General features: G+C 65.6%; 11 protein-coding genes. 8 read left to right on the forward strand and 3 right to left on the reverse strand.

All coding sequences use genetic code 11. From position 1 onward, the window contains the following. Window positions 1-24: 24 nt before the first annotated feature. The gene (locus ACOHWE_RS13940) at window positions 25-1,992 is read right to left on the reverse strand and encodes a sensor histidine kinase (protein WP_420667377.1); all 1,968 of its coding nucleotides are present in this window, start codon (window positions 1,990-1,992) and stop codon (window positions 25-27) included. Between the two features lie 5 nt (window positions 1,993-1,997). Next, window positions 1,998-3,428, reverse strand: a complete 1,431-nt coding sequence (locus ACOHWE_RS13945) for a sigma-54-dependent transcriptional regulator (protein WP_420667220.1) — start codon at window positions 3,426-3,428, stop codon at window positions 1,998-2,000. A 787-nt stretch (window positions 3,429-4,215) separates the two neighbouring features. Between ACOHWE_RS13945 and ACOHWE_RS13950 the strand changes: the two genes are divergently transcribed. The 3 genes from ACOHWE_RS13950 to ACOHWE_RS13960 all read left to right on the forward strand — a co-directional run bounded on the left by ACOHWE_RS13950 (window position 4,216) and on the right by ACOHWE_RS13960 (window position 8,006). Next, window positions 4,216-4,992, forward strand: a complete 777-nt coding sequence (locus ACOHWE_RS13950; RefSeq protein WP_420667221.1) for a substrate-binding periplasmic protein — start codon at window positions 4,216-4,218, stop codon at window positions 4,990-4,992. 136 nt (window positions 4,993-5,128) lie between these two features. Continuing rightward, the gene (locus tag ACOHWE_RS13955; RefSeq protein ID WP_420667222.1) at window positions 5,129-6,892 is read left to right on the forward strand and encodes a methyl-accepting chemotaxis protein; all 1,764 of its coding nucleotides are present in this window, start codon (window positions 5,129-5,131) and stop codon (window positions 6,890-6,892) included. A 130-nt stretch (window positions 6,893-7,022) separates the two neighbouring features. Then, window positions 7,023-8,006 carry a 4Fe-4S dicluster domain-containing protein gene (locus ACOHWE_RS13960; RefSeq protein WP_420667224.1) on the forward strand — a complete coding sequence of 328 codons (984 nt, stop codon included), beginning with the start codon at window positions 7,023-7,025 and terminating at the stop codon, window positions 8,004-8,006. Between the two features lie 9 nt (window positions 8,007-8,015). Here the strand turns inward: ACOHWE_RS13960 and ACOHWE_RS13965 are convergent, their stop codons facing one another. Then, window positions 8,016-8,927: a LysR substrate-binding domain-containing protein gene (locus tag ACOHWE_RS13965; protein WP_420667225.1), complete on the reverse strand. Its 912-nt coding sequence runs from the start codon at window positions 8,925-8,927 to the stop codon at window positions 8,016-8,018. Window positions 8,928-9,073: 146 nt separating this feature from the next. On the opposite strand from ACOHWE_RS13965, the gene ugpB reads away from it, so the two are divergent. The 5 genes from ugpB to ACOHWE_RS13990 all read left to right on the forward strand — a co-directional run bounded on the left by ugpB (window position 9,074) and on the right by ACOHWE_RS13990 (window position 14,211). After that, complete coding sequence (gene ugpB / locus ACOHWE_RS13970) at window positions 9,074-10,378, forward strand: sn-glycerol-3-phosphate ABC transporter substrate-binding protein UgpB (protein ID WP_420667226.1); 1,305 nt, start codon at window positions 9,074-9,076, stop codon at window positions 10,376-10,378. A gap of 75 nt (window positions 10,379-10,453) precedes the next feature. Continuing rightward, window positions 10,454-11,335: a sn-glycerol-3-phosphate ABC transporter permease UgpA gene (gene ugpA / locus ACOHWE_RS13975; RefSeq protein ID WP_420667227.1), complete on the forward strand. Its 882-nt coding sequence runs from the start codon at window positions 10,454-10,456 to the stop codon at window positions 11,333-11,335. Next, window positions 11,335-12,186, forward strand: coding sequence for a sn-glycerol-3-phosphate ABC transporter permease UgpE (gene ugpE, locus ACOHWE_RS13980; RefSeq protein WP_420667228.1), 852 nt, complete (start codon window positions 11,335-11,337; stop codon window positions 12,184-12,186). Before ugpA ends, ugpE begins: the two co-directional genes overlap by 1 nt. 10 nt (window positions 12,187-12,196) lie before the next feature. Then, complete coding sequence (locus tag ACOHWE_RS13985) at window positions 12,197-13,252, forward strand: sn-glycerol-3-phosphate import ATP-binding protein UgpC (RefSeq protein WP_420667229.1); 1,056 nt, start codon at window positions 12,197-12,199, stop codon at window positions 13,250-13,252. Next, a complete protein-coding gene (locus tag ACOHWE_RS13990; RefSeq protein WP_420667231.1) occupies window positions 13,249-14,211 on the forward strand; it encodes a glycerophosphodiester phosphodiesterase family protein in 963 nt (320 codons plus the stop codon). The genes ACOHWE_RS13985 and ACOHWE_RS13990 overlap by 4 nt, the downstream gene beginning before the upstream one ends. The last annotated feature ends 1 nt before the right edge of the window (window position 14,212 follow it).

Here is a 14,212-nt window from a genome sequence, read left to right on the forward strand (position 1 = left end):
CAAAATGTCCACTATCTGCGGTGTTCAGACGGGGGGGTGCCGCGAAATGTCCCCGGCCGGGCACCAGATCTTAAATTCCGCACCTTGGCCTTCTTCGCTCCCGGCAGTGATCACCCCATCCGCCCGGGCGATCAGCGATTGGCTGATTGACAGACCCAGGCCGGTGCCCTCGGCCGGTTTGCTGGTGTAGAAGGGATCGAAGATGCTGCCCAGTCTTTCGGGCGGGATCCCGGGGCCGGTGTCGCGCAGGAGGATGCGGCTGCCGGGCACGCCGCCGCGTGCTTCGGGGCCGGTTTCGATGGTGAGGGTGCCGCCGCCCGCCATCGCCTGGGCGGCGTTGATCATCAGGTTCACCAGCACCTGCTGCAGCTCCGTCTCCACGATGCGGATCGGCGGAGCGGGGGCGTGGCGGCGGACGACCTCGATGCCCTGGTTGCGCAGATCCGCGGCGACCAGCACCAGCGCGTCCGACACCGCTGCCTGCGGGTCGGCCAGGGTGGCGAGATCCGACATCTCGCCCGGCCGGGTGAAGTTCAGAAGCTTGCCGACGATGATGTTGATGCGGTGGGTCTGCTGATCGATCAGGTCCAGCTCCGTTTTCAGCGCCGCCTGGTCCTCCGCACTGAGGCTCATGCGCAGGATCTCCAGGTTGCCCTGGATCACCGCCACCGGATTGTTGATCTCATGCGCTACGCCCGCGGTGATCTCGCCGATTGAGGCGAGCTTCTCCGACATCACCAGCTGAGCGAAGGTGCTCTCCAGCTTGCGGTTGGCCTCCCGCAGCTCGGCGGTGCGGGTCTCCACCAGGCTGTTGAGGTTCTCTGCGTAGTTGCGCAGCGCGTCGTCGCGCTCCTGCACCTGGTCCAGCAGCCGGTCCAGGTGCCGCGCCACGGCGCCGATCTCGTCGCGGGTGCCGACCGGGCCGATGCGGGCGCCGAGCGCGCCCTTCTCGGCCCGTTCCATCGTCGCGGTCATCTTCTCCAGCGGCGCAAAGACCCCGCGGGCAAGGCGCAGGAAGACCGGGATCGTCAGCCCCAGCACGGCGAGGAAAGCGCCAATCAGCGACAGGATCGTGGTGTTGCGCTGGGCGGTGAAAGGCGCCTCCAGGAAGCCGGTGTAAAGCATGCCGACCCGGGTGCCGGTGATATCCGCCAGCGGCACGTAGCCCGAGATATACCAGTCGTTCACCACGAAGGCGCGGTCGAGCCAGGGCTGGCCCTGCTGCATGACCTTGCGCCAGACCGCTTCGGAAACCCGGGTGCCAAGCGCCCGCGCTCCGGCAAACAGGCGCACGTTGGTAGAGATGCGGACATCGTCGAGGAACAGGGTGGTGGTCCCGGTGCGGCTGTCGGGGGCGGCGCCTCCGGGGTAAATCAGCGCGTTCATCCGGTCGATCACGCCGAGGTTGCGGTTAAGCAGCCGCCCGCCAACGAGCACCTCGTCCCGACCCGCATCCGCCTGGGCGGCCAGCAGTACCAGCCCGCGGGTCTCCGTCTCCCGGCCGAGGCTGCGGGCGGCCTCGGTAGGCACCAGTGGCAAAACGGCCTGATCAGCCAGCGCAGGCGACATCCGGGAAAGGTCACCGGCCTCGAAGACCGCAAGACCGGCTTTGGCGCCGCTTTCCGCCGTGGCGGCCGCCGCCCGGCGCAGCGCAGGCGGCAAGGAGCCGTCCGCCGGATCGGCATAGACGAGGAAGTCGAGCCCTAGTGCCGCCTGTTCTGCGGCGAGGAAATCGGCCAGCACCCCGCCGCCCGCCGCCCTGGCGCGGGCAAAGCGCACTGATTGCGCGAGGGCCGCAACCTCGGCCGCCTGCGTGGCTTCGATACGGCCAAAATATTGTTCCGCCACCCGCAGGTCGCTTGCCACCTTGGCAAACAGCAACTCGTCGTACTTGCCGATCCATCGCAGCATCGTGACGCCCAGCAAGAGCGGCAGCAGCACCACCAAGGGCAGCAGCGCCAGCACCAGAAGCCGAAGCCGGACTGAGCGCACTGCCGTCAAAGACCCCAGGCCCGGCACTTCCGGTCGATGGTTTTGCGTGCGATCCCGAGGCGGCGCGCGGCCTCGGCGCGGTTGCCGCCGCAGGCCTCCAGCGTGGCCAGGATATGGCGCTGCTCGACCGCGGCCAGGCTCTCGGTCTCGCCCGTGCCTGCTGGCGCGCCAAGCGCCTCGCTGTAGCTGCCCTCGATCAGCGCGCGCTCCACCGTGTTGCGCAGCTCCATCACGTTGCCGGGCCAGCTGTGCGCCAGCAGCCGCCGCCGTGCATCCGGCGGCAGCGCAGGCGGGGTCAGCCCCAGACGGGCCGACAAGGTCTCCGCGAAGAAGGCGGTCAATTCCAGCACGTCCTCGCCGCGTTCGCGCAGGGGCGGCTGCACGATCTCGATCACGTTAAGGAGGTAGAAAAGATCGGCGCGGAAGCTGCGTTCCTCCACCGCCTGTTTCAGAGGGCGCAGGCAGGAGCAGATGATGCGCACGTCGAGCGTGATACTGCGCCCCGCTCCGATCGGGCGGAAGCGGCCGGTGGTCAGCAGCTCGACGAGGATGTTCTGGCAGGCAGGCGGCAGCAGGTCGACATCTTCGAGGTAGAGCGTGCCGCCCGCCGCGTCTTGCAGCATGCCGTCCTGCGGCTGGCCAGGCTCTGGCCTCTGCGCCTCCGCGGCAGCTTCGATGCGGCCGAACAGGCGGGCCTGGAAGGCGGCCTCGCTCATGCCCTTGCATTGCAGCCAGACGAAAGCGTTCCCTGCGCGCGGCGAGCTGCTGTGCAGCATGCGCGCGGCGATCTGCTTGCCGGATCCGGCCTCGCCGCGGATCACCACATGGGAGGCGGCAGCCGCCGCCCGGCCGATCACCTGGCGCACCGCCTGGATCGCAGGAGAGGAGCCGAGGAGCGCGTTGCGGTGATGCAGCAGGTCCTTGCCCGCCTCCAGCTCGTGCCGCAGCACCGCGTTCTGCCGCTGCAGCCGGGTGCGGGCAAGACACTGGGAGATGGCGTTCAAAAGCTGGTTCACCCGGAAGGGCTTCAGCAGAAAATCGGACGCGCCGGCCCGGATCGCGGCAATGGCGGTCTCCAGGTCGGCAAAGGCGGTCATCAGGATCACATCGGAAAACAGCCCGATGCGGCGCTGCTCCTGCAGCCAGTCGACGCCCTTCTGCCGGGGCATCACGTTGTCCAGCAGCACGATGTCATAGCTGTTGGCATCGAGCAGCGCCGCCGCCTCGACCGTGTCGGCAGTGGCATCGACGCGGGCGCAAGACCCGGCCAGCGCCTTGGACAGGAAATTGCGCATGCCCGGCTCGTCGTCGATGACCAGCACGGAGGCCGAAGGCAGAGCGGGGCCAAAGCCCTCCTGAACCGGATCGGGCGCCTTCTCAGGAAACGCCTCAGAGTCGGCTGCCGCGGCGGGCGGGGCGGGGGCATTTTCCTGCATGCGCGGCGGATCTACCGGAAGCGGCGGCTGGCGCGCGGTGCCACGGCGCCGCGCTGGCGGGAAATGGGACCAGTCCGGCGGCCCGGGGCGGTTCTCATGGCGGCGGCGTCTCCTGCGGCAACTGCCGCGGAAATCTGCGGCCAGGGCCACAGTATGGCGGGCCATCCGGTCTGCTGCAAGCCGCGGCGGCGGCGGCCGCGATGCAGGCCGGTCACTGTTATTGTCGTTGCCCGCGGCACTCGCTCGCAGTCACCGCCGCCGCACTCGCGTTAAGCGAGCGGGAGGGGCTGGAGCTGATCGCGTGGCTGCGGCGCGTTCGCAGCCGCTGCGGGTGGCGGCTTTCCGGGCCTGTCCTTCAGCGCAACCGCGGGGTGCAACGGAAACGGTGCAGTTTTGCGATTCTGGAAAAAAAGAATCACTTAAGGTCGGGTTTCGCGCAAGAAAACAGCAGGGGATGCGCCGATCCGGGCACATGCCGGACATTGGGGAAGGTGCCCGGGCAGCAGCTGATTACTGCCACGTGGGGAGCAGATCTGGGCGTCGATGCCGCGTCCAGGAGGTGCGGGTTAAGTTGTTGCATGTAAACGCAATAATTCTTCCTTCAGGTTGAATTGACAAACCCCGATGCGTGTCCTGGAACCGGTATTCCCGGCTTGCGAGGAGGCTCGATTTTCAGCCTCCGGAAGGGCAGGGGCATCTCTAGGACACGTTCGTAATGGGCTGGTGACGGACAATTAACACACCGCAAATAGCCTGCTCCGGAAAACAACTTCAGGAGCAATACAGAATGAAGATTTCCTTCGCAGCGCTTCTCTGCGCCACGGTTGCGGCGTACTCTGCCCCGGCCTTCGCCGCCGAGGTCGAGGTTCTGGTCGGCGACCTGCCGCCCATGGTGAACAAGGACGGATCAGGCCGCGAGGCCGAGATCATCTCCGCCACGCTGGAGCAATGCGGCCACAGCGCGAAATTCACCATCCAGCCCTTCACCCGCCACTGGCAGTCCTTCGAGGGCGGTGCGGGCGACGCCGTGGCCACGGTGCCGGTGGGCATGCCAATGGCAGGCGCGCAGACCTCGCCCTATGTCTCCTACCAGAACGGCGTGTCCTTCCTGCGCGACACAGGCGCCGAGGTGGGCTCGCTGGAGGACCTGAAGGGCATGAAGATCGTGGCCTTCGAGGGCGCCTCCAACATCATCCCGGGCCTGTCGGGCCAGACCGGCGCCTTCAAGTCCTACCGTGAGATGGCTGACCAGGAGACCCAGAGCAAGCTGCTTTACGGCAAACGCGTGGACGGCATCCTGGGCGACGGCATGCTGTTTGCCGAGTTTGCCCGCCAGCTGCAGGAAGCCGGCAGCTCCGCCGGTGTCGACGCCAGCCAGCCGATCGAGTTCCGCGCCATCTTCGCGCCGACTCCCTATGGAATGAGCTTCCGCGATCCGGCCATGGCAGCGGATTTCGACCGCTGCTTCTCGGAACTGGAGGCCAACGGCACAATTGCCGAGATCAACACCCGCTGGACCGACAAATACCGCGGCGCGCTGGGCGACAACTACATGTCTTACTGACCTCGCGCCCGGCGTTCCGGGCGCCTGACCTGACCGCAAAGTCACCCGGGCCTCGGCTTCCTGCTGGCGGCCCGGGCAGCCGCGCGGTCCCTGCCTGCCCGGTCCGGGCATGGCCATACGAAATCTGGAGCGGATCATGAGACGCCTGACCAAACAGTTGTTCGCGATGACGATCAAGAAGCGGCTGCTGCTGCCGATCATCGCCTGTATCGTGCTTTCGAATGCGGCCTATACTGTCTTCTGGGCGTCAAAACACAGCAAGGCGCTGCTCGAAGCCTTTGAAAGCGAAGTGAACTTGGCGCAGACCTTTGTTGCGCCGCCGGTGGCGGCCGCGGTCTGGGACTTCGACAGCGAAGGCGCTGAAGGCGCGCTCATGGGCGTGACCGAAATGCAGGATGCGCTTTTTGCGCAAGTGCTGGTGGAGGGCGACACCTTTGCCGAGGTCTTTGTCGATGACAGCCGGCGTGCGGAATGGGTGGCACCGGTTGCGGACCTGCTGGCGGCGGAAGAGGCCGAGTTCAGCCTTGAGACTGACCAGCTGGCTTATGTGAAATTCCCCGTCACCCACGAAGAGGGCGGCGAGGTGGCGCAGATTGTCATGGGCTTCCACAACGGCCGGGTGCAGGCGACGATCCAATCGCTCTACCTGCAATCGGCCGCGATCAGCCTGGCGGTCATCCTTGTGGTGGCCCTCATCGTTTTCTTCTCCGCCGCCTCGGTCACCCGGCCGCTGGACAAGATCATCGCCCGAATTGGCGCCCTGCGCGACGGCGATATGGACAGCCCGGTTCCGGAGGAGCGCCGCCGCGACGAGCTGGGCCGCCTGGCTGGTGCCGTAGGTGAATTCATCCAGGCGATGCGCGCCAATGCCGCGCTGGAAGCACAAACACGTGAGGCCGCGAAGGAGCAGGCCGCGGTGGTGCAGGAGCTTGCCACGGGCCTCAATAACCTGGCCCAGGGCTTGCTGTCGCACCGGATCAACCGCGACATGAGCGAGGAATATGTGACCCTGCGCTCGGACTTCAACAAAACCGCGGAGTCGCTCGATGACCTGATCGGCCGGGTGCTGGTGACCATAGGCCGGATCGAGGACCAGACCGCGCAAATGGCGCAAGGTACCGACGACCTGTCGCGCCGCACCGAAACCCAAGCGGCGACGCTGGAGCAGACCGCAGCGGCGCTGGATCAGATCACCACCAATGTGAAGGCTGCAACCCAACAGACATCGGATGTGGAGCACACCGTCTCCGACACCCGCTCGGAAGTCTTGCGGTGCGGTGAAATTGTGCAGCGTGCTGTGGAGGCAATGCGGGAGATCGACGAATCGGCCGCGAAAATCTCTGAAATCAACGACGTGATCGAGGGGATCTCGTTCCAGACCAACTTGCTGGCACTAAACGCTGGCGTGGAGGCTGCGCGGGCGGGTGAGTTCGGCCGCGGCTTTGCGGTCGTCGCATCGGAAGTGCGCAATCTGGCGCTGGCGTCCTCGAAGTCTGCGAATGAAATCAAGGGATTGATTGATGCAAGCTCCGACAAGGTGAAAGTCGGTGTCGGCCTCGTGGACGAAGCGGGCCAGGCGATCGGCACCATCATCGAAAAGATTCAGCAGGTGGCGGAGCTGGCGGTGCAGATTGCGGCATCCTCGCGCGAGCAGGCTTCAACGATCAGCGAGATCAACTCGGGCGTGACCGAGCTGGACCGCGTTACTCAGCAGAATGCCAGCATGGTGGAACGCTCCAGCGAGCAGGGCCAGACCCTGAAGCAGGCGGCGGCCGAACTGGCGGAGCTGGTTGCTGCCTTCAAACCCTCGCAGAAGGCGGCCGCAATCGCGGCAGTGCCGGATGGAGCAGGGGACCATTGGGGGGGGCAGGATTTCACTCAGGACCGGCTCGCCGGCTGATACCGGAAACCGGAAAAGGGAGCAGGCGGGGCGGCTTGCGTCCCGCTTTGCCGTGTCCGGCCCCCCGTTGCGCACTCTGCGCCAGCTGTTAGGCTGGCGCCTGTCACCCCCAGCAGTTGCAAGGCGGACCATGCCCAGATCTTCCCCATACCGGCCTTTCCATCCCGATCCGGAACAGATGCGGCTGGCGCCTGACGTGTCCGGCAATGCGATTAACGGGCTGGGGGAGGCGGCTCGGCGGCGGCCCCGGCATGTCTACTGGGCGCCCGACCCGGACCAGATCCCGCACGGGCGCATGCAGCGGTGGTTCTATACCGTGGCGCCCGACCATCCCGCGCTCACCGCGGCCCGGCAGGCGCGGCAGAGAATCCTGGAGCGGAAGATCCCGCCCGTCGCCTGCGAGCCGGTTGAGCGCGGGCCGGAAGAGTGGACCGCGGCCCTGCAAGACTTCACCGCCACCGGTGTCTGCGAAATGGCAGGCGTGGCGGAGATGCGGGCGGATTGGGTGTTCGAGGGGCAGCAGGTCACGCAGTCGCGGATCATTGTGCTGGGGGTGCAGCATGACTACGCCGAGATCGCCAAGGCGCCGGAACCAGAGGCCGGAGCCGAGGTCATCCGTCAGTACGGCCGCGCCGCGGGGGCGGCCAAGCAGGTAGCGGGCTGGCTGCGGCAGCAGGGCTGGGCAGCGGAGCCGGTGACGGGCCCGATGTCTGGCGCGATCACCCTGATCCCTGCGGCCCTTGCGTGCGGTTTTGGCGAGCTTGGGAAACATGGCTCGATCATCAACCCGGAACTGGGTGCCAGCTTCCGCCTCTCCGCGGTGCTGACCGATGCGCCCATGGCCCCGACGCAGCAGCAGGACCACGGCATCGACAGTTTCTGCGCCAGCTGCCGGATTTGCGAGGACGCCTGCCCGCCGGAAGCCATCGCCCCCGCGAAACAGACGGTGCGCGGCGAGGAGAAGTGGTACGTGGATTTCGACCGCTGCCTGCCGTTCTTCAACCAGACCCATGGCTGCGGTATCTGTATTGCGGTCTGCCCCTGGTCGCGGCCTGGCGTCGGCCTCAACCTCGCCGCCAAGCTGGCGCGCAAGCAGGAGCGGGAGGCGGGCTGAGGCACGGAATTACCCCGGGTCCGGCGCCTCCGCCACGAAGGGCGCAAGGCTGTCCACAAAAACGTCCATGAAATCCCGCACCACCGGCGGCACGCTGACCGAGCTTGGGTGCAGGATGGACAGCCGGTGGTGGATCTGCGGCTCGAAAGGGCGGATGACGATGCCCTTGCCGCGGAAGCCTTCGGCATCAAGCGCACTCACAACTGAGGCGCCCAGCCCCTCCTGCACCAGCGTGCAGGCGGCGGTGAACTGGCGCACCTCGACCAGACTGTTGATCTCCGCGCTTTCGGCGGCAAAAGCCCGCGAGAGGCGGTGGTAGAAGCGGCTGTCGCGCCGGGTGTGGATGATCTTCTCGCCCGCAAGGTCCACCGGCGTGATAACGGCTTTCTCCGACAGCGCGTGGCCCTCAGGAAGGATGCAGACCGAGCGGATAAAGATGTCCCGGCTCTCCGTGGCTGGATGGCCGGAGAAGCCGTCGGTAATGCCGCAGTCGTATTGTTCTCCGATGATCCACTCCAGGATACGCTCCGGCCGGTCTGGCTCCAGCGTCACCGTGACCCCGGGGCGGTCCTTCAGGAAACCGGCCAGCACCTTGGGCAGGTGGCTGGTGGCAAAGCCAGGGAGGCAGGCCACCCGGATATGGCCGCCGGTGCGCTCCTTCAGGTCGCGGCGCAGATCTTCGAGGTGGTCGAGACCGCTGAGGATGCGCCGCACCTCCGCCAGCAAATGCCGGGAATCGCTGGTTGGCTCCAGTATGCCGCGGCGGCGCTGGAACAACTCCAGGTCCATCGAGGCCGCAAAGTCCGAGATCAGCCGGCTGACCGCCGGCTGCGACACCCCCAGTTTCTCCGCTGCTTTGGTAACGCTGCCGGATTCCGCGACGGTGCGGAAGGCTTCCAGCTGCCGCAAGGTGAATTTCAAGGCGTTCTCCCGCTTTGCCTGACCAATTTATATGCTGGGTTTGGATTGCGCATAGCATTTTGTTATGAAGCTGTCATGAAATTTTCACTTGAATTATATCTCCGTCTGCCAAATGCTCCCCGGCATAAACCCGAGGGAGAGAAGCTGTGACTATTTCGAAGAATGCAATTGCCAGCGTGCTGGCGCTGAGCGTGACCGCCGGCATGGCGGCCGCGGAGACCGAGCTGCAGTGGTGGCACGCCATGGGCGGCACCAACGGCGAGCGGATCGACAAGATCGCGGCGGATTTCAACGCCAGCCAGGACGAATACAAGATCGTGCCCACCTACAAGGGCAACTACACCGAAACCATGACCGCAGCTGTCGCCGCCTTCCGCGCGGGCGAGCAGCCCCACCTGGTGCAGGTCTTCGAGGTCGGCACCGCCACCATGATGGCCGCCAAGGGCGCAATTGTCCCGATCGAGCAGATGATGAAGGACGCGGGCGAGGACTTCGACAAGTCCGACTACCTGCCGGCCGTGATCTCCTACTACCAGACCCCCGAAGGCGAGCTTCTGTCGATGCCGTTCAACAGCTCAACCCCGGTGCTGTGGTACAACGCCGACGCGCTGGAAGCCGCGGGAGTCGAGCCGCCCAAGACCTGGGACGAGGTGAAGGCCGCGGCACAGGCGCTGGTCGATAACGGCATGGACTGCGGCCTGTCCTTCGGCTGGCAGTCCTGGGTGATGCTGGAGAACTTCTCCGCCTGGCACGACCTGCCGCTGGGCAGCAAAGAGAACGGCTTTGCCGGTTTCGACACCGAGCTGCAGTTCAACAACGAAAAGGTCGCGGCGCGGCTGGATGACATCGCCTCGATGAGCGAGGGCAACCTGTTCAAATACGGCGGCCGCCGCGGCGACAGCCTGCCGCTGTTCACCAACGGCGAATGCGGCATGTGGATGAACTCCTCGGCCTATTACGGCTCGATCAAGGAGCAGGCAAACTTCGAGTTCGGCCAGACCATGCTGCCGCTCGACACCAAGATCGCCGACGCTCCGCAGAACTCGATCATCGGCGGCGCGACGCTCTGGGCGCTGTCCGGTCACGAGGCTGAGGACTACAAGGGCCTGGCGAAGTTCATGACCTACCTGTCCTCCCCTGAGGTGCAGGCCTGGTGGCACCAGGAGACCGGCTATGTTCCGATCACCACCGCCGCTTACGAGCTGAGCAAGGAGCAGGGCTTCTACGAGACGAACCCCGGCACTGACACCGCAATCAAGCAGCTGAGCCTGAACGAGCCGACGCCGAACTCGCGCGGCATCCGCTTCGGCAACTTCGTGCAGATCCGCGACGTGATCAACGAGGAGCTTGAAGCGCTCTGGGCGGGTGACAAATCCGCGGATGAGGCGCTGAACACTGCGGCAGAGCGCGGCAACGCGCTGCTGCGCAAGTTCGAACGCTCCGCCAAGTAACCCTTGCACACCGCGCACCCCGGGGGCTCACCGCCTCCGGGGTGTTTTGCGCTCAAGAGACCCCCCGAACCGCCCATGCTCAAACGCGTCCATTTTCCAGCGTCGCTGCTGCCCTTCCTCCTGGTGGCACCGCAGATCGCGATCACCCTTGTCTTCTTCATCTGGCCTGCCAGCCAGGCCGTCTACCAGTCCTTCCTGATCGAGGATGCGTTTGGCCTCTCGACCGAATTCGTCTGGTTCGAGAACTTCGAGCTGCTGTTCGAGGATGACCTCTATCTTGCCACCTTCGGCCGCACGATCTTCTTCTCCGCCGCGGTGGCGCTCCTGTCGATGTCCGCCGCCCTGGTGCTGGCGGGTTTTGCCGACCGCGTCGTGCGCGGCGTCACCACCTACCGCACCCTCCTGATCTGGCCCTATGCTGTGGCACCGGTTCTGGCTGGCGCGCTGTGGGTGTTCATGTTCAACCCGACGCTGGGGATCTTTCCCTATATCCTGGATTTCGTGGGGGTGGACTGGAACCACTACCTGAACGGCTCGCAGGCGATGGCGCTGGTGATCTTTGCCTCGGCCTGGAAGCAGATCGCCTACAACTTCCTGTTCTACCTTGCCGCCATGCAGTCGATCCCGCGCAGCGTGATCGAGGCTGCCGCCATCGACGGCGCGGGCCCGGTGCGCCGGTTCAAGGATTTCATTTTCCCGCTGGTGTCGCCCACGACCTTCTTCCTTCTGGTCATCAACGCGGTCTACGCCTTCTTCGACACCTTCGGCATCATCCACGCGGTGACCCAGGGCGGCCCCGCCAACTCTACCACGATCCTGGTCTACAAGGTCTTCAACGACGGCTTTGTCGGGCTCGACCTCGGCGGCTCGGCCGCGCAGTCGGTGATCCTGATGGTGATGGTGATCGCAATGACCGTCGTCCAATTCCGCTATGTTGAAAGAAGGGTCGAGTACTGATGGTTGAAAACCGCCCCATCCTCGCCCTGATCAGCCACCTGGTGCTGATCCTCGGCATCGTGATCGTCGCCCTGCCGATCTGGATCACCTTCGTTGCCGCCACCCATGACGCGGTGCGCATGACCCAGGCGCCGATCCCGCTGCTGCCCGGCAGCCACTTCTGGGAGAACTTCAAGCAGACCCTGTTCGGCGCGGGCCTCTCCGGCACTGAGGTAGCGCCGGTGTGGCGGATGCTTCTGAACTCGCTGGCGATGGCGATGATGATCTCGATCGGCAAGATCGCGATTTCGCTGATCTCGGCCTTTGCCATCGTGTACTTCAAATTTCCGTTCCGCATGGGTTTCTTCTGGATGATCTTCATCACCCTGATGCTGCCGGTCGAGGTACGCATCCTGCCGACCTTCGAGGTGGTTGCGGATCTGGGCATGCTGAACAGCTACTGGGGCCTGTCAATCCCGCTGATTGCCTCGGCCACGGCGACCTTCATGTTCCGCCAGGTGTTCCTGACCATCCCCGACGAAATGCTGGAAAGTGCGCGCATCGACGGGGCCGGGCCGATGCGGTTCTTCTGGGACATCGTGATCCCGCTCAGCCGCACCAATATCGCGGCCTTGTTCGTGATCCTGTTCATCTATGGCTGGAACCAGTACCTTTGGCCGCTCCTGATCACCACCGACACCGACATGACCACCATCGTGATGAGCATCAAGCAGATGCTGGAGGCGGCCGAGCAGTCGCCGCAGTGGAACATCATCATGATGACCGCGCTCCTGGCGATGATTCCGCCGGTCTTCGTGGTCATCGCCATGCAGCGGCTCTTCGTGCAGGGCCTCACCGAGACAGACAAATAGGCAAACAGAAATGGCAACCATTACTCTCAAGGATCTGGTGAAGTCCTACGGCGACACCGAAGTCCTGCACCACGTTGGCGGCGCCATCGAGGATGGCGAGTTCGTCGTCATCGTCGGCCCCTCCGGCTGCGGCAAGTCCACGCTGTTGCGCATGATCGCGGGGCTGGAAAGCGTGACCTCGGGCGAGATCCACATCGGTGACCGGGTCGTGAACGGTCTTGAACCCGCCAACCGCGACATCGCGATGGTGTTCCAGAACTACGCGCTCTACCCGCACATGACGGTGCGCGAGAACATGGCCTATGGCCTCAAGATCCGCAAGCTGCCGCGCAGCGAGGTCGACCGCCGCGTCGAGGAGGCCGCGCAGATCCTGGAGATCGGCCAGTACCTCGACCGCAAGCCGCGCCAGTTGTCGGGCGGCCAGCGCCAGCGCGTCGCCATGGGCCGCGCCATCGTGCGCGACCCGCAGGTGTTCCTGTTCGACGAGCCGCTGTCGAACCTTGATGCCAAGCTGCGCGTGCAGATGCGGTTGGAGATCCGCAAGCTGCAGCAGCGGCTCGGCGTGACCTCGATCTACGTGACCCACGACCAGGTGGAGGCGATGACGCTGGGCGACCGGCTGATGGTCCTCAATGGCGGCTACGTGGAGCAGTTCGGCACCCCGATCGAGCTTTACGACCGGCCTGAGACGATCTTTGTCGCAGGCTTCATCGGCAGCCCGGCGATGAACTTCCTGCCCGCGCAGGTGGAGGGCGGCATGGTCACGCTGGAAAACGGCAGCCGCCTGGCGGGCGGGTTTGCCGGACAGGGCAATGTGACGCTCGGTCTGCGCCCCGAACATCTGGTCCCGGATGAGGCTGGCGCGGTGGAGATCACCGTGCAGCTCTGCGAGCAGCTTGGCTCAGTCACTCTGGTGCATGGCCATCTGGCGGGCACCACCAGCGAATGTGTCGCCAGCATGCCCGGCCACGTGCGGGCGGGGGCGGGCACCGTGCTGCGCTTTTCCGCTGCGCCCGAGCACCTTCACCTCTTCGATCCGCAGTCCGGCCGCCGGGTGGCATCGTGAGCGGCTTTCCCCAGCTTGCCGCCTACCGCGGCGGCGCGGGCGTGGTACGGGTAGTTGGCCACCGAGGCGCCCGCGGGGTGATGCCGGAAAACACGCTCGAAGGCTTCCGCTTCACCATGGACATCGGGGTGGAGGCGCTGGAGTTCGACGTGGTCCTCTCTGCCGATGGCATCCCGGTGATCACCCACAACCACGCGCTGTCCCGGGCGGCGGTGCGGGAGCCGGGCGGCGGCTGGATCTCAGGGGAGGAGCCGGAAGTGGGCAAGCTCCCGCTGGAGATTCTGCAAACCTATGACGCGGGCGGCCTCGACAGCCGCTCCGAGTATGGGCGCCGCTACCCGGATCAAGCCTTCCTCAGCGGGGTGCGCATCCCGCGGCTGGCGGATCTGCTGGATCTGGTCTGTGAGCCCGCATACCAAGGTGTCTCCCTGCTGCTGGAGTTAAAGACCAACCCGCAGGACGCGGACATCCCCGCGGCCCGCATCCGTCAGGTTGCCGCGGTAGTGGCGGAGGTGCGCGCCCGCGATCTTTCCGGGCGCACGGTGCTGCACAGCTTCGACTGGCTGCTGCTGGATGAATGCCGCCGCCAGGCGCCGGAGATGCCTACGTCTTACCTGAGCCAGGTTGCCGGCGCCGGGGACACCGGCGAGGAGGGCGCGCCCACGGGTGCGGAATTACACGCCAGCGGCCTCACCCTTCCCGCTGCGGTGGCGCAGGCGGGCGGGCAGATGTGGTGTCCTTACTATGCGGACGTGACAGCGGAACTGGTTGCCGAAGCGCACGCTCTCGGCTTGCCGGTCACGGTGTGGACGGTGAACGAGCGCGCGGATATCGAGGCGATGATCGAGGCGGGCGCCGATGGCATCGTCACAGACTACCCGGGCCGGGTCCAGCGCATCCTGCTGGAGCGGGGCCTGAACTGGCGCAGCGCCGAAGGCGACGCGGCGCACGCGGGCTGAA

It is taken from the genome of Cribrihabitans neustonicus (genome assembly GCF_048820895.1).
GTDB lineage: Bacteria > Pseudomonadota > Alphaproteobacteria > Rhodobacterales > Rhodobacteraceae > Cribrihabitans_A > Cribrihabitans_A neustonicus.

Coding starts and splice junctions, on each gene's coding strand:
- ugpA (WP_420667227.1), top strand. CDS start 10,454: ATGCTCAAACGCGTCCATTTTCCAGCGTCGCTGCTGCCCTTCCTCCTG.
- ugpE (WP_420667228.1), top strand. CDS start 11,335: ATGGTTGAAAACCGCCCCATCCTCGCCCTGATCAGCCACCTGGTGCTG.
- ACOHWE_RS13945 (WP_420667220.1), bottom strand. CDS start 3,428: ATGCAGGAAAATGCCCCCGCCCCGCCCGCCGCGGCAGCCGACTCTGAG.
- ACOHWE_RS13960 (WP_420667224.1), top strand. CDS start 7,023: ATGCCCAGATCTTCCCCATACCGGCCTTTCCATCCCGATCCGGAACAG.
- ACOHWE_RS13950 (WP_420667221.1), top strand. CDS start 4,216: ATGAAGATTTCCTTCGCAGCGCTTCTCTGCGCCACGGTTGCGGCGTAC.
- ACOHWE_RS13985 (WP_420667229.1), top strand. CDS start 12,197: ATGGCAACCATTACTCTCAAGGATCTGGTGAAGTCCTACGGCGACACC.
- ACOHWE_RS13955 (WP_420667222.1), top strand. CDS start 5,129: ATGAGACGCCTGACCAAACAGTTGTTCGCGATGACGATCAAGAAGCGG.